Consider the following 21083-nt stretch of genomic DNA (forward strand, 5'->3'; position numbering starts at 1 on the left):
CGCTACTGCGCCTCGGTGCCGACGTGGCGCAACGCCAGAGCGGCGAGCGCGGCGGCCTGATCGCCCAGCACCCCGTCGTCGAACACCGCTCGTGGCGAGTGGTTCATCTCGGCGGTGGCAGGATCGATCCCCGCGGGCGTCGCCCCCAGGAACACGAATGCTCCCGGCACCTCGGCGAGCACGAATGAGAAGTCCTCCGAGGCCATGACCGCAGCGGCCAATCGCTCGACGCGGACGTGCCCGAACTCGGCGCCGAGAGCTTGGATCGCGCCCGCAGTCTCCGGAGCACTGTTGACGGTCACCGGATAGCCCACGACGACCTCGGTCTCTGCTGAGCATCCGTGCGCCGCTGCGATGCGCGACGCCAGCAGCGGGATCTCGCGCTGGGCCTTCGCCACGGCGTCGTCCGAGACGGTTCGCAGTGTGGCGCCCAGCCCCGCCTCATCGGGAATCACGTTGATCACCTCGCTCGCGTGCAACTGCGTCACCGTGAGCACGACCGGATCGAATACGTCGAAGCCGCGCGTCACCCACGCCTGCAGTGCGAGGACGATCTCGGCGACGACCGGCACCGGGTCCACAGCCTGATAGGGCCGAGATCCGTGGCCCCCCTGGCCGCGGACGCGGATGCGCACCGAGTTCGCACTCGCCATCAGCGCTCCGGCCCTCGTCTGGAAGACACCGGGCACCCCGGGCATGACGTGGATGCCGTAGGCGGCCTCGACACGCGGCCCCGCAGCATCGAGCACTCCGTCGCGGATCATGAGCGGCGCGCCACCGCCCGCCTCCTCGCCGGGTTGGAACATGAAGACCACCGACCCGGCGATCTGCTCGCGTCTGCTCGCCAACAGTCGTGCGGCGCCGACGAGACCCGCGATGTGCAGATCGTGCCCGCATGCGTGCATGGCACCGTTCGTCGACGCGTAGGACAGTCCGGTCTGCTCGACGATGGCGAGCGCATCCATGTCACCGCGCAGAAGCACCGACGGCCCGTCCGACGCGCCGTGCAGCACGGCCGTGACCGACCCGAGGTCATTGCCGGTGGCCACCTCCAGGCCCAGCGGCGCGAGTGCCTCGAGAATGGTCCGCTGTGTCTCGGGCAACGCGAAGCCCACCTCTGGGCGCGCGTGCAGTCGGCGCCGCAGCGCGACGAGATCCGGCTGGAGCACCGCGGCATCCTCTCGAAGTGAGCTCATCAGCCGGCCTCCGCGGCGTGCACCTCGATGCCGTCGATGAATACCCGCAGCACTCGCGATGCCACCTGCAACGGGTCACCCGACCAGATGACGACGTCGCCGTCGCGGCCGATGTCGAGCGCTCCGATGCGGTCGTCGACGCGCACGATCTCAGCGGCAGACGACGTCATCGCCGCGATCGCCGCGTCCCGCGGAAGACCGGCCCGCACCGCGACGGCGGCCTGCAGTGCGAGGTGTCCGATCGGCACCACAGGATGATCCGTGGTCAACGCGATGCGCACGCCAGCTGCGGCGATCGTGGCGAGGTTCGCGGGATCTGCCTCGCGCACCTCGACCTTCGATCGGCTCGACAGGATCGGGCCGAAGATCACCGGCACGTCGCGCTCGGCGAGCAGATCGGCGAGCTTGTGCGCCTCGGTACCGTGGTTGAGCACGAGCCGGAGCCCGAACTCGTCGGCGATCCGCAGCGCCGTCGCGATGTCGTCATGACGATGCACGTGCTGATCCCAGCTGAGCTCGCCCGACAGCGCGCGCACCAGCGCCTCCTTGCCGAGATCGCGGGCGAACGGCGTGCCGTCGTCGTCGGCTTTCGCACGGCGCACCGCATAGTCCTGGGCATCCAGGAGGGCCTGACGAATGACGTAGGCGATACCGAGTCGGGTCGCCGGCATCTGCGAGCGCTTGCCGTAGGTCTCTTTCGGGTTCTCACCGAGAGCAGACTTCACACTGACGTCGGCACGCACCACGCGCGCATCGACGGTCGAACCGCCGCCGGTCTTGATCGCCACGCTCTGCCCGCCGATCGGATTGCCCGACCCCGGTTTGACGACCACGGTCGTCACTCCGCCGGCCAGAGCATCACGGAAGGCGATGTCCTCGATGTTGATCGCATCGATCGCTCGCACTCCCGCCGTGTTGGGCGACGTCACCTCGCTGCCGTCGAACCCCGCGGCCCCGTTCGCCTCCTCGTGCGCACCGATGTGACTGTGCGCATCGATGAGCCCGGGGAGCACCCAGGCGCCGGAGGCGTCGATCGTGGGCACATCGTCCGGCACCTCGATGCCGACGCCGAGCGCGGTGATGAGCCCGCCCTGCACGAGCACGGTCGCACCCTCGATGTCGTCGCCGAGCCCGGTGACGACCCTCCCACCGATGATCGCCACGTCCGCGGTCATGCGCGTCCTCTCGTATCAGTGTCTCCGACGACAGCAGCGCCTTCGGACACAGCAGCGCCGCATTGCGGCAGCTGCGCGACCCGTTCCCACAGATCGTCGGGGTCGACCCCGACGATTCCGACGGCGGGGTCCACTCGCACGATCACACCGTCCACGCACTCGGGCGTGCCGTGCAGGTCGACTATCGGGTCATCGACCCACACCCAGGGCAGCGTCCGAGCGTATTCGCGGATCATCCGCAGCTTGTCGAACTGCACCGGCAGGAACGGCCAGGGCTCCTCCGGCAGATCGAGGGCCTCGCGAAAAGCCGTGTGCGCGTTGTGCCCCCATTCCGAGGCCCAGACGATCTCGAATCGCTCGGCGAGTTCGGCCAGACGCTCGGAGGCTGCGTCCGGGATCTCGACATCGCGCACCCAGCGACCCCACGCCGAGAGATGATGCGTCGAGACGGGCACGGCAGCCTCGCCTTCGAGCACCACGACGCCGCTGATGCCGAGCACGAGCAGCGGTCGATCGCCTCGCGGAGGGCGCGCCGTGTACTTGGCCACCTCAGTCGTCCACAGCCTCGGCGAGCAGCGGGGCGTCCGCCTCGCCCTCGAAGTAGTTACCTCCCTCGATGCGCACCAGGCGCTCGGACTCGTCGAAGACCACGCCGACCGGGTCGCCACCACCGGCGACCGCTCGGTGCTGCTTCGCCATCATCCGGCGGATCATCGCGATGCCCTGATCGGTCGTCGTGAGGTGGTCCTCGGAGTGCAGCGAGATCGAGCCCTGCGACTTCTGAGCCTCGTAGTCGCCGGGCAGTCGCTGGTGCTCGAGATCCGTGAGCTCCTTCCAGGGCTTTCCCTCGTGGGTGGATCGCAGTTTCGCGAGGAAGTCGGAGTCCTCGTCCCGAGCCACCGTGAAGATGCGGAAGTTCGTGTCGTCCATCGGCACGACCCATCCGATCATGTTGGTCTGCCCCGAGCTGAGCTTCGGGCTCGCCACCACGCGCAGGTTCGGGAAGATCACCTCGGTGACCCGTCGCAGCTGACGCCCGTCGCCGAGGTCGCGCATCTGGATCGACCTCACACCCAGCGGGGTGTACTCGTAGCTGACCTCGGGAATCAACGCCATCTCAGGAGTGAACTGGTTTCCACTGAAGCGCGCGTGCAGGATCGGCACGTGGAAGGGGTCCATGACGTTCTCCCAGTGCTGCAGCCAGTTGAAGTCGAGCTGCGCGGGGCCTCCGCCGCCGACGCCCTGGTCGTTCACGATCAGCTGCTCTCCGGGTGCGAGCTCTTCGAGCGTGTCGTAGCGCGGGAGGACCGGTTTCTTATCGGCCGGCCCCATGTAGGCCCAGAGCAGTCCGTACTGCTCCTCGACGGGGTACCAGGGCTGCCGCACGCGATCGCGGTGCAGCCCCAGATCGGGTTCGCAGGGCTGCTCGAGGCAGTGCCCCTCGGTGTCGAAGACCCAGCCGTGATAGCAGCAGCGGATGCCCTCGTCTTCGACCCCGCCGTAGAACAGCGAGGCTCCGCGGTGGATGCAGCGGGGGTGCAGCAGGCCGGGCTTTCCCTTCCTCGTGCGGAACAGTACGAGCTCCTCGCCGAGCACACGCAGCGAGATCGGGCGCGTCGTCGCGTCCTCGACCTTCGCCACCGGATGCCAGTAACGGCGCAGCACCTCGCCATAGGGGGTGCCGGGCCCCACCTGGGCGAGCTCATTCAGGGGCTGGCCCAGGCGAAGGCCGTATGCGGTGCCGGTGTCCATGGTCTCTCCGTTTCGGATGTCAGATGTCGAGGACGAGCTTGCGGTCGAGCGATCGGGAGACGCAGATCATCATGGTCTCGTTGCTCTCCCGCTCGTCGGGGGTCAAGATCGAGTCGCGGTGCTCGGGGGCGCCGTCGATCACGGCGGTCTCGCAGGTGCCGCAGACGCCCTCGAGGCACGAGCTCGGCACGCCGATGCCCGCCTGCTCGAGCATCTCGAGGATGCTGCAGCCGCGCTCGACGGTGACGATGAGTCCCGAGGCGCTCGCCTCCACCTCGAAAGTGTCGGCGCCCTGGGATTCCCCGAAGACCTTGGCCTGGAAGCGCTCGAGGTGGAGCGCACCCTGCGGCCAGGTGACGCTGAGGGATTCGAGCTCGTCGAGCATGCGGGCGGGGCCGCACGCGTACACGCCGGTGCCGTCGGACACACTGCCGATCCACGCCGCGAGGTCGAGCCGGTCATCACGATCTCGGCTGACCAGCAGCGCGCTCGCAGCCGTCAGATGGGGCGTGGCGGCGAAGGCCATGCCGTCGGCGCGGGTGCCCAGGTAGGCCAGACGCCAGGGCGTGCCGCGGCGCTCGGCCTCGGCGATCATCGGCAGGATCGGCGTGATGCCGATGCCGCCGGCGACGAACACGTAGGAGGCCGCATCGCCGAGTTCGAAGTGGTTGATGGGTGCCGACGCCGTGACCGGGTCGCCGGTGCGCAGCGTCTGATGCACGTAACGCGAGCCTCCGCGGCTCGGAGTCTCGGACAGCACCGCGACCCGCCAGAATCGTCGCTCGGCCGGGTCGGAGCACAGCGAGTACTGACGCTCGACGCCGTTGGCGAAGCGCAGATCGATGTGAGCGCCCGGGGTCCAGGCCGGCAAGAGCGCCCCGGTCGGATCATCGAGCTCGAGAGAAAGCACATCGTGCGCCTCCCAGCGCATCGCCCGGACTCGCAGGTCGAGGGTCAGCGGGGAGAGCTCGGGCGCGAACTGAGACACCGTCGTTCCGCTCCTTTCTTCGTTCCGATCACCCCTGATCGAATTGACAACAATGGATATAGTCAATTGCGATACTATGAATCCTGCCCCGGACTGTCAAACGGGCGAAGAGAGAAAGGCGGAACGGATGTCGGAGTTGAGGCTGCGCGAGGATCTGAGCGCGATCCCGGACTATAAGCCGGGCAAGGCAACGGCGCAGACCGCGCCGGAGGTGCCCGTGTACAAGGTGTCGTCGAACGAGAATCCCTACCCGCCGCTGCCGTCCGTCGCCGCCGCCATCGCGGACCGGATCGGCGTCATCAACCGCTATCCCGAGACCGCCGCCACTGCGCTCACCTCGATGCTCTGCGCCCGATTCGAGGTCTCATCGGCGAACGTGGTGCTCGGCAGCGGATCGGTCGAGGTCGTGTCCCAGCTGATGCGCGCCACCGCCGGCGAGGGCGACGAGGTCATGTTCGCGTGGAGGTCGTTCGAGGCGTACCCGATGCTCGTCCGCGCCGCCGGCGCGACTCCGGTCGCTGTGCCTCTCACCGCCGACCACCGGCACGACCTGGACGCCATGCATGCGGCGATCACCGATCGCACTCGACTCATCATCGTCTGCAACCCGAACAACCCGACGGGCACGACCATCGGAGCCGAGGAGCTGACCACGTTCCTCGACGCGGTACCCGACGACATCACCGTCGTGATCGACGAGGCCTACGTGCACTTCAATGAGCGAGCCGATTCGCCCTCGGGAATCGAGTACTTCCGCCGCTACGCGAACGTCGCCGTCGCTCACACGTTCTCGAAGGCATACGGCCTGGCGGGCCTGCGGATCGGTTACGCGATCGCTCCGGAGCGTCTCGCGAACGCGCTGCGAAAGGTCGCGATCCCGTTCGGCGTGACAGACCTCGCCCAAGCAGCAGCCGTCGCCTCGCTCCACGCCGAAGAGGAGCTCTCGGCGCGCGTCGCCGATCTCGTCACCGAGCGCGAGCGCGTCGTCGCTGCTTTCCTGGCAGCCGGAATCTCGCTGCCAGAGACCCAGGCGAACTTCGCCTGGGTGCCCTTCGGCGACGCCACCACGGCCGCCGCGGATCTGCTCGAGCGCCACGGCCTTCTGGTGCGTCCGTTTGCGGGCGAGGGCTTCCGTGTCACGATCGCCGAACGAGAGGCGAACGATTTACTCGTGAAGCTGGCGCCGGAGCTCGCGGCGCTTACCTCCCCCGTCGCAGTCGCCTGAACCACAGCGGACCACCCGCTGACGTCCAGGCGTCAGGGATTCAGTCGTGGACTGGCAGCCGTCAGCCGTCAGCCGTCGAGGAAGCGTGCGAATCGCGCGAGAGCGCTGCGAACGACTTCCTCGTCCGCTCCCGGCGCGAACAGCTCCGGCGGAGACCCCAGCGAGGCGCTCGCGTGCGTCCAGCATCCGATAACTCGCCCGCCCACGACGATCGTCGCTCGCACCATGCCGTTCTTTCCCGGCCCCACGAGCGCGAGGTGCTCGGGAGCGCAGACCGCCGTGCGGTCGGCATACGAGATGTAGTACTCGTCGAAGGCCCCGAGCGCGAAGACCTCGGGAGCGCTCGGAGTCCGTCGGGGGCGGATGCTCGAGACGAACATCCCCTCGTCGACTTCTGTGACTCTCGCTCGGGCGCGGCTGAGCGCCTCACGCGACTGCCCGAGGGTGAGCCCCGACCACCACGCGAAGTCGGCGGCCCCCGCCGGCCCGTGCCCGTCGATGTACCGCACGAAGAGCTCTGCGAGCGGATCGTCGGGCGTCGCATGCTCCACGATGTGCTCGTCGACCAGGACGAAACGCTGATCGCGGCTCACACCCTCCCGAACGACCACCGGACCCTGACAGATGAGACCGTCGAGAGTCAGCTCGCTGAGCAGATGGATGCCGCGTTGCCCACCGGGGTCGATGCCGATGACGGTGAAGACCTCGAACATCTCGGTACGCGTGAGGCCACCGTCACGCAGACGCGGCACCGCTGCCGCGACGACCGCGTCGACCATCGCGCCGTCGATTCCGAGGTCGCGCCGTCGGCCCGCCGCCTGTTGACGCTGCCTCGCGGCGGTCACCGACAGCACCCAGCGGAGGTCCCGCGCCGGAATGATGTGCAGCGTGCCGCGCATGGTCCACGCTCGCACCAGGTCGCCCCGGTCTAAGACGCGGTCCACCGCACTCAGCGTCGGCTCGCCGCGGGTACGTGCGGCGAGCGCCCACCGCCCCGCCGTGAAGTCCTGGCTCTGCACCGCGAGCATGTGGTCCGCGGCATCCGTCACCGTGCGCGCCGGCGCACTGAGCCGATGCGAACGGAGCCGCTCGGCGAGCAGAGCAGAGGTCTTCATGCCCTCATCATGCCGGGCAGGACCGACACCGCGCACTCATCCGTGCAGGGTGACCTCACGACGCTCTGGGAGCACGACGGGGTGCGACCCCGCCATGACCTCGAGCACCCGGATGACCTGGCAGGAGTATCCGTACTCGTTGTCGTACCAGACGTAGAGCACGACATCCGTGTCGTTCGCGATGGTCGCGAGCCCGTCGACGATCCCGGCGCGGTGCGAGCCGACGAAGTCCGTCGAGACCACCTCCGGGCTCTCGACGTAGTCGATCTGCTGCCGTAGCTTCGAGTGCAGCGAGACGCGGCGGAGGTAGTCGTTGAGCTCGTCCTTGACCGCAGGGCGCTCGAGGCTCAGGTGCAGCACGGCCAGCGAGACATCGGGCGTGGGCACCCGGATCGCGGAACCGGTGAGCTTTCCCTCCAGCTCCGGGAGCGCTCGCGCGACGGCCTTCGCTGCTCCGGTCTCGGTGATCACCATGTTCAGCACGGCCGACCGGCCACGGCGGTCACCGCTGTGGAAATTGTCGATCAGGTTCTGATCGTTGGTGAACGAGTGCACCGTCTCGACGTGCCCTCGGACGATTCCGTACGCCTCGTCGACCGCCTTGAGCACGGGCGTGATCGCGTTCGTGGTGCACGACGCTGCGGTGATGATCCGGTCGTCGGGCGCGATGGTGTGGTCGTTGATGCCGTGCACGATGTTCTTCAGCGCGCCCTTGCCCGGGGCGGTGAGAAGCACGCGGGCGACGCCGGTCGCCTCGAGGTGGCGACTGAGTCCCGCCTCGTCGCGCCAGCGTCCGGTGTTGTCGACCACGATCGCGTCATGGATGCCGTACGCGGTGTAATCGATCACCGAGGGGTCATCGGAGTAGATGACCTGGATGCGGGTGCCGTTCGCGATGATCTGCTCGGCGTCCTCATCGACCGTGACGGAGCCGGCGAACCGGCCGTGCACCGAGTCGCGCAGCAGCAGCGAGGCTCGCTTGACGAGGTCGTTGTCCGAGCCTCGGCGCACGACGATCGCCCGCAGACGCAGACCGCTGCCCCCGCCGTTGTGGGCGATGAGGATGCGTGCGAGCAGCCGGCCGATGCGGCCGAAGCCGTAGAGCACGACGTCGGTGGGCTCGGCGGCGACGGCCCCGACCGCCGGTGCGAGGGCCTCGGCCAGGTAGGCGTCGAGCGGCAGGTCGCTCTCGGCCTGGCCCTCGACGAGTCGGGCGAGGTCGAGGGACGACGCACCCGGCGCGAGCACGTGCACGGCCTCCAGTACGGCGAGGGTGTCATCGACGGCGAGCTGCTCGTGCCCGAGCTGCGCGACCCGATCGTGCACCTCGACGATGCCCGTGGCCGAGAGGCCCAGCAGTCGGTGCCCGTGGAGAGAGGTGACCACGTCACGTTCGCGCTTGAGTGCGCCGATGAGTGGGATCATCCGCTCTGCCAGCTCTTCTCTCGCCGTCCAGTCGTCGTGGGGTGCGGCGGTTACGTTCATCTGCGTCCTTGCATGTGTGAGCGCGCCGAGGTCGCCGGCGCGCGAGGTTGCCGGGTGAGCTTCGGGGGATGCATCCAGGGTACGCGCCGCGCGCGAGTCTTTCGAAATCGCGGCCTCCCGCCCGCCGTTCACCTGCGCGACAGGGAATCGTGCGAGCATCCGACGCGTTCTCTCCCAGGCACACCGCGCACACCCCGCGCACACCCCTCGAAAGGCCCCGATGACTGACCCCTCCCGCCCGTCGGCCTGGCCGCCGCTGCTGATCGCGATCGTTCTCGAGGTCAGCGCCACCCTGTCGTTGCGCGCCGCCGAGGGCTTCGCGCATCCGCTGTGGCTGATCCCCGTCGTGATCGGCTACACGGGCTCGTTGTGGCTGCTCTCGATCGTGCTCGACCGCGGGATGCCGGTGGGCGTGGCTTACGGCATCTGGTCGGCCATCGGCGTCGTGCTCACCGCGATCATGGGCACGGTGCTCTTCGGCGAGCTGCTCGGGACGGTGCAGGTCATCGGGATCGGCGCGATCGTGGTCGGCGTGCTGCTCGTCGAGCTCGGATCCCACAGCCGCGAAGCGAGAGCGGAGGCGACGTCGTGACCTGGCTGCTCCTCGTGCTCGCGATCGCGAGCGAAGTGACCGCGACCCTCAGCCTTCGGGCATCCGAGGGCCTCCGGCGCAAGCGGTGGATCCCGGTGATCGTGATCGGGTACCTCGCCGCGTTCACCCTGCTCGGCACGATCCTCGCGATGGGGATGCCGGTGGGAGTCGCCTACGGCGTGTGGGCCGCCGCCGGAGTCGCGATCACGGCGATCCTCGGCCGGGTGCTCTTCAAGGATCATTTCTCCGTCATGATGGCGATCGGCGTCGCGCTGATCGCTCTCGGCGTCGTGCTCATCGAGTTCGGCGGTGCACACTGACGCGTGGTCAACACGGCGCCGCGCGATGCGTGTTGGGCCGCGCGAGATCAGAGCCCCAGGCACATCACGGTGACTCCGGCGGCCATCGCCCAGGACTCGACGGTGAGCAGGCGGGCGGTACGCCCCTGATGCACGGGAACGAGAACCCATTCGGAGACGACCGTCCAGAGCACGACCCCGATGACCCCGATGACCCCGACGATGACGAGGGCAGACAGCAACCCGTCGAGCCCGTGCCCGCCGTGGCCGCCTGCCTCGGCCAGGGATTCCCCCGTCGACAGGCTCTCGAACGAGCAGATCGCCATCACGAGCGACACCAGAGCGCGGTGGCAGCACGTCGCTGCGGCCGGCGTTCCCCGCACACCGGCGGTGCCGAGCATCGCGGACACGAGGAGGACGATCCCGAGCGCGAGACCGACCATGGCGTCACCCGCGGTGGCCGCGATCACGATCATCGCCGCCGCCATGATCAGGGCGCTCTGCCTCCCCTGCCACGGCACCGCCCGCCAGGCGGCCACGCACGCCGCGGCCGAGACGACGGCGGCGAGTGCCATCAGCCACGGTGCTGCGGGGAGGAGCGGATCCACACCGGCATCATATTGATCACTCGCTCAAAATAGCCAGACCCCCGTGCGATGCGACAGGATGGGCTGGTGCCCCGCGTCGTAGATCACGATGAGCGCCGCCGGCAGATCGCCGAGGCGCTGCTCGCCGTGGCGGCACGCGACGGCCATGACGCGGTGTCGTCTCGCGCCGTGGCCAAAGAGCTCGGTGTGGCGACGGGGGCGCTCTGGCATTACTTCGACGGATTCGACGACGTCGTGCGCGCCGCGGCGGCCGAGATCACCCGCCGCACCGACGAGCGGATCAGGTCGGCGACCACCGGGCTGCGCGGCCTGGCACGACTCGACGCCCTCATGCGCGAGGTCCTTCCCGTCGACGACGGCACGCGCACCGAGGCCTATGTGGTGGTCGGCTTCTGGGGCCGGCTGGCCGCACTCGCCTCCAGCCCGGATGCGGGATCACCGACCTTCGCGACCTGGCAGGACGGCATCAGCGAGTCCCTCGACGAAGCCGTCGCCGACGGCGACCTGTCGCCCGCGACGCCGAAGCACGCGCTCATGTCGCTGCTGCGTTCGATCACCTACGGGCAGCAGGTGCTCGAGGTCACCGAACCTCACGGCGCCGAGGCGCACCTCGCGGTGCTCGACAGCATCCTCTCCCCCTGGCGGATCTGAGCACGCGGCCCTCTCCCCTCAGCCCCGCCGCCGGCTCCGGAATCCCCTCCCCCGACACTCTTGTGCGCATCGGCCGCATCGGCGTACCATCATGCCAATCCGTTTATTGAGCACTCGCTCGAAATAGTGAGGTACGACGATGTCCCACCCCCAGCCCGTCACGATCGACCGGATCGCCACGCCGCACCCGCTCGATCCGCTCACCGGCGAGGAGATCGCCGCAGCCCGAGCCGTGCTCGAATCCGCCGGCCTGCTCGGTGAGACCGTGCGTGTGCCGATGCTCCTACCCGACGAGCCCACCAAGCAGGAGCTCGCGACCTGGAAGCCCGGCGCGCCGATCGACCGACGCATCGACGCCACACTGCTCGACACGGCGACGGGCACAGCGACCGAGGTCATCGTCTCGATCACCCGCGGCGCAGTGCTGCGCACCGAGCGGGTGCCGAACGACGCCCCGCCCTACGGACAGCCGCAGTACCTGTTCGAGGAGTACGGCCGTGCCGAGGAGATCGTCAAAGCCTCCCCCGAGTGGCAGGCCGCGATGACGCGGCGCGGTCTCGCAGAGCACATGGAACTTGCCTTCTGCGGGCCACTCGCTCCCGGCTACACCGGCCGGGCAGACGAAGTGGGACGCCGCGTGATCCGCTCGCTCACCTTCCTGAAGTACGACGAGAACGACTCGCCCTGGGCGCATCCGGTCGAAGGCCTCGTAGTGCACATCGACCTGACCGCGGGCAGCGTGATCCGCATCGACGACGAGGGCGACGTGCCGGTTCCCGCCGGCCACGGCAACTACTACTCCGAGGTGCAGGGCGCGGCACGCACGACCCTCAAGCCGATCGAGATCACCCAGCCGGAAGGGCCGAGCTTCGCGGTCACCGGATCGCTCGTCGAATGGGAGAACTGGTCGATGCGCGTGAGCTTCAACGCCCGTGAGGGTCTCGTGCTGCACGACGTCGCCTTCGACGGACGCTCGGTGCTCAGCCGCGCGAGCGTGCCCGAGATGGTCGTGCCCTACGGTGACACCGCCCCCGGCAGATTCTGGATCAGCTACTTCGACGCGGGCGAGTACCTGCTCGGCAAGAACGCGAACCACCTCGAACTCGGATGCGACTGCCTGGGCGTGATCCGCTATCTCGACGGATATGTCGCCGACGATCACGGCAACCCCGTGCGCATCCCGAACGTGGTCTGCATGCATGAGGAGGACTACGGCATCCTCTGGAAGCACACCGATCTCGCCGGACGCTCGGACGTGCGACGCTCGCGCCGCTTCGTGATCTCGTATTTCTCGACCATCGGCAACTACGACTACGGCTTCTACTGGAACTTCTCGCTCGACGGCTCGATCGAGGTCGTGGCCAAGGCGACCGGCATCGTGTTCGCCGGAGCCGGCGAGCCCGGCGTGCGCCAGAAGCACGCGACCGAGCTCGCGCCCGGGGTGTTCGCCCCCGTGCATCAGCATCTCTTCTGCGCGCGGCTCGACGTCGCGATCGACGGCGACGAGAACCGTCTGTTCGAGATCGACGCGCAGCGCATCCCGATGGGTCCGGAGAACCCGTTCGGCAACGCGTTCACGTGGTCCGAGACGCAGCTCCGTACGGAGCTCGAGGCGCAGCGCGAGGCCGACACCTCGGTCGCCCGCGCCTGGGAGGTGCAGAGCACGACCCGCACGAACCACGTCGGACGCCCCACCGCGTACCACCTGATCCCCGAGCCGACGGCGCTGCTGATGGCGGACCCGGCGTCGTCCGTCGCCGCTCGCGCGACCTTCGCGACCAAGCATCTGTGGGCGACGCAGCACGAGCAGGGGCAGAACTGGCCGGCCGGTCGATACCCCAATGCCCATCAGGGCGGATCCGGTCTGCCCGAGTACTCCGCGGGTGACCGGTCGCTCGACGGCGAGGACATCGTGCTGTGGCACACGTTCGGGCTGACCCATTTCCCCCGCACCGAGGACTGGCCGATCATGCCCGTCGACTACGCCGGATTCTGGTTCAAGCCGAACGGCTTCCTCGACCAGAACCCCGCCATGGACGTGCCCCCGTCATCTCAAGCGCACGGCTCCGCGGAGGCCGGATGCTGCGGCGGTGGCGAATCCTGCACCTGCGGCCACTGACCCGAGCCTGCGTTCGCCGCATCGCTCTCGTCGGGCGCTCCCCGGCGGAAGCACGCGTCGAAGGTCCCTCTCACGAGAGGTCGGCGATCGCGACGCGCAGGATGCCGTCCGCATCCCGGAGCGCCTGAGTCGAGCGGTCCGCCGACGCCCCGGTCGAGAGCATCAGGATCGCGAGTTTGACCGACCCGTCCGCCGAGGTCAGCGCGGCCGCGGCCTCGTCGACGGTGGCGCCGGTGAGTTCTGTGACCGTGCGGATCGAACGGGCGTGGAGCTTCTCGTTCGTCGCGAGGAGGTCGACCATCACGCCGCGATGCGTCTTGCCGAGCTTGATCATCGACAGCGTGGTCAGCATGTTCACGACGAGCTTCTGCGCGGTGCCAGACTTCAGTCGCGTCGACCCCGAGATGAACTCGGGTCCCGTGACCACCTCGATCGCGATGTCCGCCACCGCGCCGATGTCGGATGCCGCGTTCGAGGCGATCGCGACGGTGAGCGCGCCGACCCCCCGGGCGAATTCCAGTCCTCCCACGACATACGGTGTGCGCCCGGAAGCGGAGATCCCGACGACCGTGTCCCGCTCCGTCAGCCCGATCTCACGCAGGGACAGGCCCGCGGCCTCGGCGTCGTCCTCGGCGTTCTCGACCGCGGAGCGGATCGCCGTCTCGCCCCCGGCGATGAGCCCGATGACCATCGACGGATCCGTGCCGAAGGTGGGAGGGCACTCGCTCGCGTCGAGCACGCCGACGCGTCCGGCGGTGCCGGCTCCGATGTAGATCAGGCGCCCGCCTTCGCGGAAGCGCGCGGTGATGCCGTCTACGGCGGCCGCGATCTCAGCGCCGCGTTCGGCGACAGCCTCAGGGACGCGGCGGTCCTCGGCGTTCATCCTGTCCACGAGCTCGATCGTGTCGAGCAGGTCGAGATCGCCGCGCTCGGTCGTCGAGGCCTCGGTTCCGAGGGTCGACAGGACGTCGAGGAGCGTGGTCAACCTGGCGTGTTCATTCGGCACGATGGACGAACCTTTCATGGGGAAGATCGGTGCGGTCTGCGAGCAGCAGCGCGCCGTCGAGAGCATCACCGGCGGGGACGACGACCGTCCGGTCGGCAGCGCGCAGGGCCTCTTCGATCCCGGCGCGGAACCAGACGTGCTCGGTGAGACCACCATGGAGTGCCACCCGATCACTGCGCGACGATGCGGCGACCGCTGACGCGGTGAGCAGGCGGATGCCCTCTGCGGCGATCTCGGCGGCGATGCTGTCACCCGACTCCGCGGCATCGAGCACGAGCGGCGCCAGGGTCGCGAGGCGTCGAGGCAGGGAGCCTTCCTGGGCGAGCCAGGCCTGGAACGCCGACGGTGCCCCGATCGGCATGGCCACGGCGTCCGTGAGAGCGGTGCTCGGCCCGAGGCCGACGGATGCCCGCAGCACCGCGCGCAGAGTCTCGCGCCCGAACCACGACCCGCTGCCGAAGTCGCCGAGCTCAGGGCCCCAGCCGTCGACGAGGGTGGCTCGACCGCCCTCGACCCCGTCGATGCCGAGGGCCGCCGCGCCGGTGCCCGCGACGAGGAGCACGCCTGCGTCGCCGTCCAGGGCACCTGCGTGCGCCGACACGACGTCGGAGGTCACCGCGGCGGGGACGCCCATCGTGTCGGCGAGGCGCCGAGCGAGTTCGGATGCCGCGGTCGGTGACGTCCACGCGCCGGCGGCGCCGACCGAGATCGACGAGATCGGCACGTCGAGATGGGCCGTCAGCGGAAGGATCGAGTCGAGCGCGGCGCTGACACCACCGGCTGCGGCCAGGCCCGGAGCACCGACGCCATCGCGAAGGGAGCGGCGGGTGGACCGCCTGCCGGTGACGGCATCCGGTTCCGAGACGACCACGCGGCACCGTGACTTGCCGAGATCGACGGCGACGACGGCGGACGGTGAAGACATGGAAATAGTCTACGCACTGAGCGCCCGACATGAAATAATTGTTCAGCAGTGTCCTGAATCGCCGAACACAGGAGAGCGATGAGCATCCAGACGACGATCGCGACAGCGGCCGAGAAGCTTCCGCCGTCGCTCGCGCGCATCGCCCGCACCATCTCCGATGATCCGACGATCGTCGTCGACAGCACGATCACCGAGATCGCCGCGACCTGCGCCACCTCGGTCGCCTCCGTCGTGCGCTTCTGCCGCGCGATCGGCGTGAACGGGTATGCGGCGCTGCGGATGGCCCTGGCCGCAGAACTCGGGCGAGAATCCGTGCAGTTCCCCGCGTCGACCGGTTTCGGCGCCGAGATCTCTGCGGCGGACTCGCTGCAGGAGGCTACCGCGAAGGTGGCAGCGCTGGAGCTGCTCGCCATCGAGGAGACGATCGCCGGAGTCGACTACGAAGTGCTCGCCGCAGCGGTCGATGCGATCGACGACGCCGACCGCATCCTGCTCTTCGGCATCGGCGCGAGTGGTCTCGTCGCGGCGGACCTCGGCCACAAGCTCCTGCGCATCGGCCATGCGGCGATCGTCCTCACCGACGCACACGAGGCGAGCGCCGCGGCCGCGCTCGGCGCCAAGAAGACCGTGGCGATCGGCTTCTCCCACTCGGGCACGACCCGCGAGACGCTGCACTTCCTGCAGACCGCGCGGTCGGCGGCGAGCACCACGATCGGCGTCACCGGCGCATCCGGCTCCCCTCTCGCCTCAGAGGCGGACCACGCACTGCTCAGTCACGCCCGCGAACCGCGCCTGCGCGCCGGCGCCATGGTCAGCAGGATCGCGCAGCTCGCCCTGGTCGACTGCCTCTTCGTGGGGGTCGCCCAGAAGCGCCACGCCCACTCCGTGCACGCTCTGCAGCGCACGGCCGAGGCCACGCAGACGCTGCGCTGAACCGCGCGCTCCGCACCCCGCCGGCTGCTCAGGCGGCCACGGGATCGCTGCTGCGCTCAATGCTGGCCGAACCGGCCGAGCCGACCGAACCCGCGGTGCGCAGGAACACGATGATCCAACTGAAGATCAGCACGGCGGCGATCAGCTCGACCGCCGTGAGGTTGTAGTAGCCGACCGCGAAGAACGCCGCGAGCAGGATGATCACGAGCACGTAGACCCAGCCGAACACCACGAAGACCCGAGGGATCGTGCGGAGGAACCACGGCAGCCCGATGACGATCACCGCGAAGGCGACCGTCATGCCGGTGGCGACGGTGTTGTGCACGAGGAAGAACTCGTCGACGGGGAAGACGCCGACGCACGCGAGGAAGACGCCGATCAGGATCAGGCCGCCGCGCACGACGAATCGGCCGCGTCGATCGACGGGATCATCGACGGGCAGGCCGGCCGTCGCATATCGTGCGATCGTCGTGACGAGCACGCCGGCGATGATCAGCGTGGCGTTGAAGGCCAACGAGGCACTGTTCGTGCTCATGCCCAGGGCTGAGAGGTTGTCTCGCCACCAGTGCACGTCGCTCGAGGCGAGCATCGCCGCGAAAGCGCCCACGACGAGGAACACCGCGAGTACGAGCGACAGCACCGTCGGTGTGAGCGCGACGGCGCTGAGGAACGTCACATAGGCGGTGAGGGCGAACGCCACCGCGACGAGCACAGCTCCGGGGAACGGGAACACCGGAGCATCCGTGAAGCTCCGCTCGAGCAGCTCGGCGATGCCGAGCCAGCCGAGATACGCGATCGCCGCGTGAGCGAAGGCGATCGCGACGAGGTCGTACCAGCGCAGCCGGTCGCCGGGAACGCTGAAGCCGTCACGTGTGCCGTCAGGCGCCACCGTCGCAGGTCGCGAGACGACACGACCGAGGGCGAACGCGAGCACCGCGGTGACCGCGCCGCCGTACGCCGCGAACGAGCCGATCGACCCCGCGCCGCTGATCGCCATCTCCCGCCCCCCAGAAGACGGGGAATCCGATCGCGAAGCCCAGCAGCAGAAAGACGGCGCCGACGATGAGCGCGGTCGCCTCGAAGACTGCGTCCGAGGTATCGGGTCCTCGCAGCTGTCTCAGGACCTGCATGACCCTGTCACCGATATTCCTCATAGCCGTCCTCCGTCGACATCATAGAAGCCTCGCGGTTCCGAACGAGCCGGTGGTAGCATCACGACACGGATCGTATACAACGTCGTCGTTCCACCACCCGAGGTAGTCAGTCATGAACGGTGTGCCCGCAGCCCCCGCCGAATCGGTATCCACGCTCATCGCGCGCAACATCAGCGAGTTCAGAGCGGCCGTCTCGGAGTCGTTCGTTCCGCTGCAAGTGTCGACGTCGGGTCCCGACCACTTCCGAGGAGTGATCCGCGGTGCCTCCGTCGACGAGGTGCACGTGAACGAGGTGCGCGCGACCTCGCATGTCGTCGAGCGCACCCCCGAGCTCATCGCCCGCAGCGACAGGTCGTACTTCAAGCTCAGCCTGATGCTCGCCGGAACCGGGATGCTCATCCAGGACGACCGGGAAGCGGTGCTGCAGGCGGGCGACCTGGCCGTGTACGACACCGATCGCCCGTACTCCCTCGTGTTCGACGACGACTTCCGCACCATGGTCGTGATGTTCCCCAAGCACCTCATCAGCCTCCCGGCCGACATGGTCGGTCAGCTCACGGCCGTGCGGATCTCAGGGCAGGGCGGACTCGGCGCAATGGTCGTGCCCTACCTCACGCAGCTCGCCGGCAATCTCGATCAGCTCGCCGGAACCACCGGGGCACGACTGGCGCACAGCGCCCTCGACCTCGTCACGACAGTGTTCACGCGTGAGCTCGGGCTCGACGAGGTGTCTGCCGACCCGCACCGCGCGCTCGTGCAACGCATCCGCTCGTACATCGACCGCAACCTCGCCTCCACCGACCTCGGGCCCGCCTCGATCGCGTCGGCGCACTTCATCTCGACGAGGCACCTGCACGGGCTGTTCCAGGAGCAGGGTGTGACGGTCTCGACCTGGATCCGCACGCGGCGACTCGAGCAGTGCCGCCGCGACCTGCTCGACCCGATGCTTGCCGACCGCCCCGTCGCGGCCATCGCCGCACGCTGGGGGTTCGTGGACGCCGCGCACTTCAGCCGCGCGTTCAAGACGGCCTTCGGCATCTCCCCCAGCGAGTACCGCGCGGCGCACTGATCGCGCGTTCCGAGGCACGCTGAGCACGCGTTCCGACGCGCGCTGATCCCGTGTTCCGACGCGCGCTGATCCCGCGTTCCGACGCGCGCTCGCTCCGTCGTCGATCGACCAGCCGGGCACGCCCTTGCCCCGGAGGGCACGCCGGTTGACTCTCGGCGCGCGATGGCTCCGCATCCCTTGAACGGATGCCGTGCCCCGCCGGAGCATGAGGCAAGCACACCGCGAGGATGCGGTGCCCGGAGCGAGGATGCTCCGCCGCATGCGACGTCAGGACCCCCATGACCGCCCCTGTCACGACCGACCCAGCGCTCGACGAATGGCGCACCTACGACGAGTTCGCCGCGGGGATCGACACGTTCCGGCTGCCGAACGCCTCGCTCTCGGGCACCGAGATCACGCTGACCCTCGACGACGATTCCACGCTCTCGCTCTCGTTCGACGCTGTGGCTGTCACCTGGTCGGGTCTCGACGAGTCAGGTACCGACCCCTACGACGCCGTCGCGGTGCGCGATGACGTCGTGTTCGTCAACATCCCGCTCGAGAGCCGCGAACGGGAGGCGATCACGGTCGTCTACTCGACCACGACGCATCGCGCCACGGTCGTGCGATCGCGTATCGCCGCCGAGGCCGTCGAGGGAACACCGCAGGTCGGGCAGGACTTCTGGGCGGCGACCACTGATCGGGGCGCGGCCACCGGAGAGGTGCCCGGCCCGAGCCGCGATCTCATCGGCAAGCGCAACATCTATCGTTACAGCCCTCACCATCTCTACGAGCACGTGTACATCTCGAGCCGGCGCTATGCATGGCAGTGCCTCGAGGGCGTGCAGCGGGGCCACGGCGACATGGACCTGTCGACGGTCTGGAAGTTCGCCGACGGCCTCTACCTCTTCTGCTTCCGCGAGTTCCGCATCGCGGTCGCCAGCGTCTGGCTGCACGACCTCGGCTATCAGCTGATGACCACCGGCATCTTCCTCGGCCTGAACGGTGACGGCGACGCCGAGCACTCACGAGGCGGCGGACACATCTACCCTCTCGGCTCCGTCGACTACCCCGACGCGCAGCCGGTCTGACGCAGCACCGATTCTTCGAGGACGAAGGGATCCCTCATGAGCAACGCGGACATCATCACGGCGCACTACGCGGCCAACGACCGCGGAGACCTCGACGGCATGCTCGAGTCGTTCGCCGACGACGTGCGCTGGACCGAGGCGGCAGGCTTCCCCTACGCCGGCACGTACATCGGGCCGGATGCGGTGACAGCCCACGTCTTCGCGCGGATCCAGGAGGAGTGGGATGACTACACCGTCACGATCGACGAGGTCATCGACGGCGGCGACGTGGTCGTGGGCATCGGCACCTACTCGGGCACGTATCGCTCGACCGGGCGGTTCTTCGCTGCCCGCGTCGCGCACGTCTGGCGGCTGAGCGACGGCAAGGTCGTCGCCTTCGAGCAGTTCACCGACACCGAGCTCGTCAACCGCGCACTGCGCGATTGAGGGCACGACCCGCACGCCCACACGGCATCCCGATCACAGCATCACCCGATCACACAGCATCACCCGATCACACAGCATCACCCGAACACACAGCATCACCCGAACTCGAGAGGCAGGAACCACATGAACAAGCGAGTATCCGGCACCGCGGCGCTCATCGCCGTGGCAGCCCTCACCCTGGCCGGCTGCGCCGGCGGCAACGGAAGCAGCGGAGGCGAAGGAGCCCCGATCGTGGTCGGCTCCGTGAACACGATCAGCGGCCCGGCGACCTTCCCCGAGGCGTCGCAGGCGGCAGCCGCGGTCTTCGACGCGTTCAATGAGGCCGGCGGTCTGGACGGCCGAACCATCGAGTACAAGACCCTCGACGACAAGGGAGACCCGGCGACCGCCACCGCATCCGCCCGCGAGCTCGTCGGGAGCGACGGAGCAGTGGCGCTCGTCGGCTCGGCCAGCCTCATCGAATGCGAGATCAACGCCAAATACTACGAGCAGGAGGACATCCTCTCGATGCCCGGCATCGGCGTCGACACCGGATGCTTCGCGAGCGACAACATCTCGCCCGCGAACGTCGGTCCGTTCAACGACATGACCCTCACTCTGCAGTACGGCTCCGAGGTGCTCGGGCTCGACGACATCTGCATCCTGCTCGAGATCGCAGGATCCACACGTCCGACCTACCAGGCCGCGATCGACAAGTGGACCGAGATCACCGGCAAAGAGCCGAAGTACGTCGACGACACCGTGCCGTACGGCGCCTCGGATTACACGCCGTACATCGTGAAGGCGCGCGAGCAGGGCTGCAAGGCGCTCGCGATCAACCCTGTCGAGCCCGACGCGATCGGACAGGTCAAGGCCGCGAACGCCCAGGGCTGGGATGACGTCACCTGGCTGTACCTGACCAGCGTGTACAGCGAGAACTTCGCCGGAGCGATCGACAACGCGGGTGCGGGGATCTACGTCCCCGCCGAGTTCTACCCGTTCACCGACGACGACGAGATCAACTCCGACTGGCGCGAGCTGATGGAGGCCAACGACATTCCGCTCACGTCCTTCAGCCAGGGCGGATACCTCGCGGCGAAGTACTTCATCGAGGTGCTCGAGGGCATGGACGGCGACATCACCCGTGAGAGCGTCACCGAAGCGCTGCGGGGAATGGATCCGATCGAGAACCCGATGGTCGGAACGCCGTACGTCTTCGGCACGCAGAACACCGCGGGCTGGCCCATCGTCCTCGAATCCGGCACGAACTCCTGGGAGAAGGTCGCCGACGACTGGCTGCGCATCGGCGAGTAGCC

The 21083-nt window shown here is 68.6% G+C and carries 21 protein-coding genes; 10 read left to right on the forward strand and 11 right to left on the reverse strand.

The features are described 5' to 3' along the window. Positions 1 to 2: 2 nt before the first annotated feature. From OD997_RS15250 to OD997_RS15270, 5 genes are read right to left on the reverse strand one after another with little or no spacing between them, the layout of a single operon-like run. The gene (locus OD997_RS15250; protein WP_434332432.1) at positions 3 to 1196 is read right to left on the reverse strand and encodes a M20 metallopeptidase family protein; all 1194 of its coding nucleotides are present in this window, start codon (positions 1194 to 1196) and stop codon (positions 3 to 5) included. Beyond that, entirely contained in the window at positions 1196 to 2371 is a 1176-nt protein-coding gene (locus tag OD997_RS15255) for an amidohydrolase (protein ID WP_434332433.1), read from the reverse strand. The genes OD997_RS15250 and OD997_RS15255 overlap by 1 nt, the downstream gene beginning before the upstream one ends. After that, complete coding sequence (locus OD997_RS15260) at positions 2368 to 2919, reverse strand: hypothetical protein (RefSeq protein WP_434332434.1); 552 nt, start codon at positions 2917 to 2919, stop codon at positions 2368 to 2370. The genes OD997_RS15255 and OD997_RS15260 overlap by 4 nt, the downstream gene beginning before the upstream one ends. Position 2920: 1 nt before the next feature. Further along, the gene (locus tag OD997_RS15265; protein WP_434332435.1) at positions 2921 to 4123 is read right to left on the reverse strand and encodes a Rieske 2Fe-2S domain-containing protein; all 1203 of its coding nucleotides are present in this window, start codon (positions 4121 to 4123) and stop codon (positions 2921 to 2923) included. Positions 4124 to 4142: 19 nt separating this feature from the next. Next, positions 4143 to 5111 carry a PDR/VanB family oxidoreductase gene (locus OD997_RS15270; protein WP_434332436.1) on the reverse strand — a complete coding sequence of 323 codons (969 nt, stop codon included), beginning with the start codon at positions 5109 to 5111 and terminating at the stop codon, positions 4143 to 4145. Between the two features lie 127 nt (positions 5112 to 5238). Here OD997_RS15270 and hisC point away from each other — a divergent pair, with 127 nt between their 5' ends. Beyond that, positions 5239 to 6336: a histidinol-phosphate transaminase gene (hisC, locus tag OD997_RS15275; protein ID WP_434332437.1), complete on the forward strand. Its 1098-nt coding sequence runs from the start codon at positions 5239 to 5241 to the stop codon at positions 6334 to 6336. 68 nt (positions 6337 to 6404) lie between these two features. On the opposite strand, the gene OD997_RS15280 is transcribed toward hisC, so the two are convergent. Together OD997_RS15280 and OD997_RS15285 are read right to left on the reverse strand one after the other, a co-directional pair. Further along, the gene (locus OD997_RS15280) at positions 6405 to 7451 is read right to left on the reverse strand and encodes a winged helix DNA-binding domain-containing protein (protein ID WP_434332438.1); all 1047 of its coding nucleotides are present in this window, start codon (positions 7449 to 7451) and stop codon (positions 6405 to 6407) included. Positions 7452 to 7487: 36 nt separating this feature from the next. After that, positions 7488 to 8936: a glyceraldehyde-3-phosphate dehydrogenase gene (locus OD997_RS15285; protein ID WP_434332439.1), complete on the reverse strand. Its 1449-nt coding sequence runs from the start codon at positions 8934 to 8936 to the stop codon at positions 7488 to 7490. A gap of 220 nt (positions 8937 to 9156) precedes the next feature. Between OD997_RS15285 and OD997_RS15290 the strand changes: the two genes are divergently transcribed. Further along, entirely contained in the window at positions 9157 to 9528 is a 372-nt protein-coding gene (locus OD997_RS15290; protein WP_434332440.1) for a DMT family transporter, read from the forward strand. Continuing rightward, entirely contained in the window at positions 9525 to 9848 is a 324-nt protein-coding gene (locus tag OD997_RS15295; protein ID WP_434332441.1) for a DMT family transporter, read from the forward strand. Before OD997_RS15290 ends, OD997_RS15295 begins: the two co-directional genes overlap by 4 nt. A 47-nt stretch (positions 9849 to 9895) precedes the next feature. Here the strand turns inward: OD997_RS15295 and OD997_RS15300 are convergent, their stop codons facing one another. Beyond that, positions 9896 to 10435 carry a hypothetical protein gene (locus tag OD997_RS15300; RefSeq protein WP_434332442.1) on the reverse strand — a complete coding sequence of 180 codons (540 nt, stop codon included), beginning with the start codon at positions 10433 to 10435 and terminating at the stop codon, positions 9896 to 9898. Positions 10436 to 10501: 66 nt separating this feature from the next. Here OD997_RS15300 and OD997_RS15305 point away from each other — a divergent pair, with 66 nt between their 5' ends. Both OD997_RS15305 and OD997_RS15310 read left to right on the forward strand, forming a co-directional pair. Further along, the gene (locus tag OD997_RS15305) at positions 10502 to 11086 is read left to right on the forward strand and encodes a TetR/AcrR family transcriptional regulator (RefSeq protein WP_434332443.1); all 585 of its coding nucleotides are present in this window, start codon (positions 10502 to 10504) and stop codon (positions 11084 to 11086) included. Positions 11087 to 11225: 139 nt separating this feature from the next. Beyond that, a complete protein-coding gene (locus tag OD997_RS15310; protein ID WP_434332444.1) occupies positions 11226 to 13205 on the forward strand; it encodes a primary-amine oxidase in 1980 nt (659 codons plus the stop codon). Positions 13206 to 13275: 70 nt separating this feature from the next. On the opposite strand, the gene murQ is transcribed toward OD997_RS15310, so the two are convergent. Both murQ and OD997_RS15320 read right to left on the reverse strand, forming a co-directional pair. Next, positions 13276 to 14211, reverse strand: coding sequence for an N-acetylmuramic acid 6-phosphate etherase (gene murQ, locus OD997_RS15315; RefSeq protein ID WP_434332445.1), 936 nt, complete (start codon positions 14209 to 14211; stop codon positions 13276 to 13278). Beyond that, positions 14201 to 15136, reverse strand: coding sequence for an N-acetylglucosamine kinase (locus tag OD997_RS15320; protein WP_434332446.1), 936 nt, complete (start codon positions 15134 to 15136; stop codon positions 14201 to 14203). The genes murQ and OD997_RS15320 overlap by 11 nt, the downstream gene beginning before the upstream one ends. Positions 15137 to 15214: 78 nt before the next feature. On the opposite strand from OD997_RS15320, the gene OD997_RS15325 reads away from it, so the two are divergent. Further along, entirely contained in the window at positions 15215 to 16069 is an 855-nt protein-coding gene (locus OD997_RS15325) for a MurR/RpiR family transcriptional regulator (protein WP_434332447.1), read from the forward strand. A gap of 28 nt (positions 16070 to 16097) precedes the next feature. Here OD997_RS15325 and OD997_RS15330 read toward each other — a convergent pair whose 3' ends face one another. Continuing rightward, positions 16098 to 17066 carry a DUF998 domain-containing protein gene (locus tag OD997_RS15330; RefSeq protein ID WP_434332448.1) on the reverse strand — a complete coding sequence of 323 codons (969 nt, stop codon included), beginning with the start codon at positions 17064 to 17066 and terminating at the stop codon, positions 16098 to 16100. Positions 17067 to 17335: 269 nt separating this feature from the next. Here OD997_RS15330 and OD997_RS15335 point away from each other — a divergent pair, with 269 nt between their 5' ends. The 4 genes from OD997_RS15335 (at position 17336) to OD997_RS15350 (ending at position 21081) form a co-directional block, all read left to right on the forward strand. Next, positions 17336 to 18292 (forward strand): helix-turn-helix domain-containing protein, encoded by a 957-nt coding sequence (locus tag OD997_RS15335; RefSeq protein WP_434332449.1) that lies wholly within the window; start codon positions 17336 to 17338, stop codon positions 18290 to 18292. A 278-nt stretch (positions 18293 to 18570) separates the two neighbouring features. After that, positions 18571 to 19362 carry a MoaF C-terminal domain-containing protein gene (locus tag OD997_RS15340; RefSeq protein WP_434332450.1) on the forward strand — a complete coding sequence of 264 codons (792 nt, stop codon included), beginning with the start codon at positions 18571 to 18573 and terminating at the stop codon, positions 19360 to 19362. Between the two features lie 36 nt (positions 19363 to 19398). Continuing rightward, positions 19399 to 19788 carry a nuclear transport factor 2 family protein gene (locus OD997_RS15345; RefSeq protein ID WP_434332451.1) on the forward strand — a complete coding sequence of 130 codons (390 nt, stop codon included), beginning with the start codon at positions 19399 to 19401 and terminating at the stop codon, positions 19786 to 19788. A 123-nt stretch (positions 19789 to 19911) separates the two neighbouring features. Further along, complete coding sequence (locus OD997_RS15350) at positions 19912 to 21081, forward strand: ABC transporter substrate-binding protein (protein ID WP_434332452.1); 1170 nt, start codon at positions 19912 to 19914, stop codon at positions 21079 to 21081. The last annotated feature ends 2 nt before the right edge of the window (positions 21082 to 21083 follow it).

Source organism: Microbacterium sp. CGR1 (assembly GCF_051062835.1).
Lineage (GTDB): Bacteria > Actinomycetota > Actinomycetes > Actinomycetales > Microbacteriaceae > Microbacterium.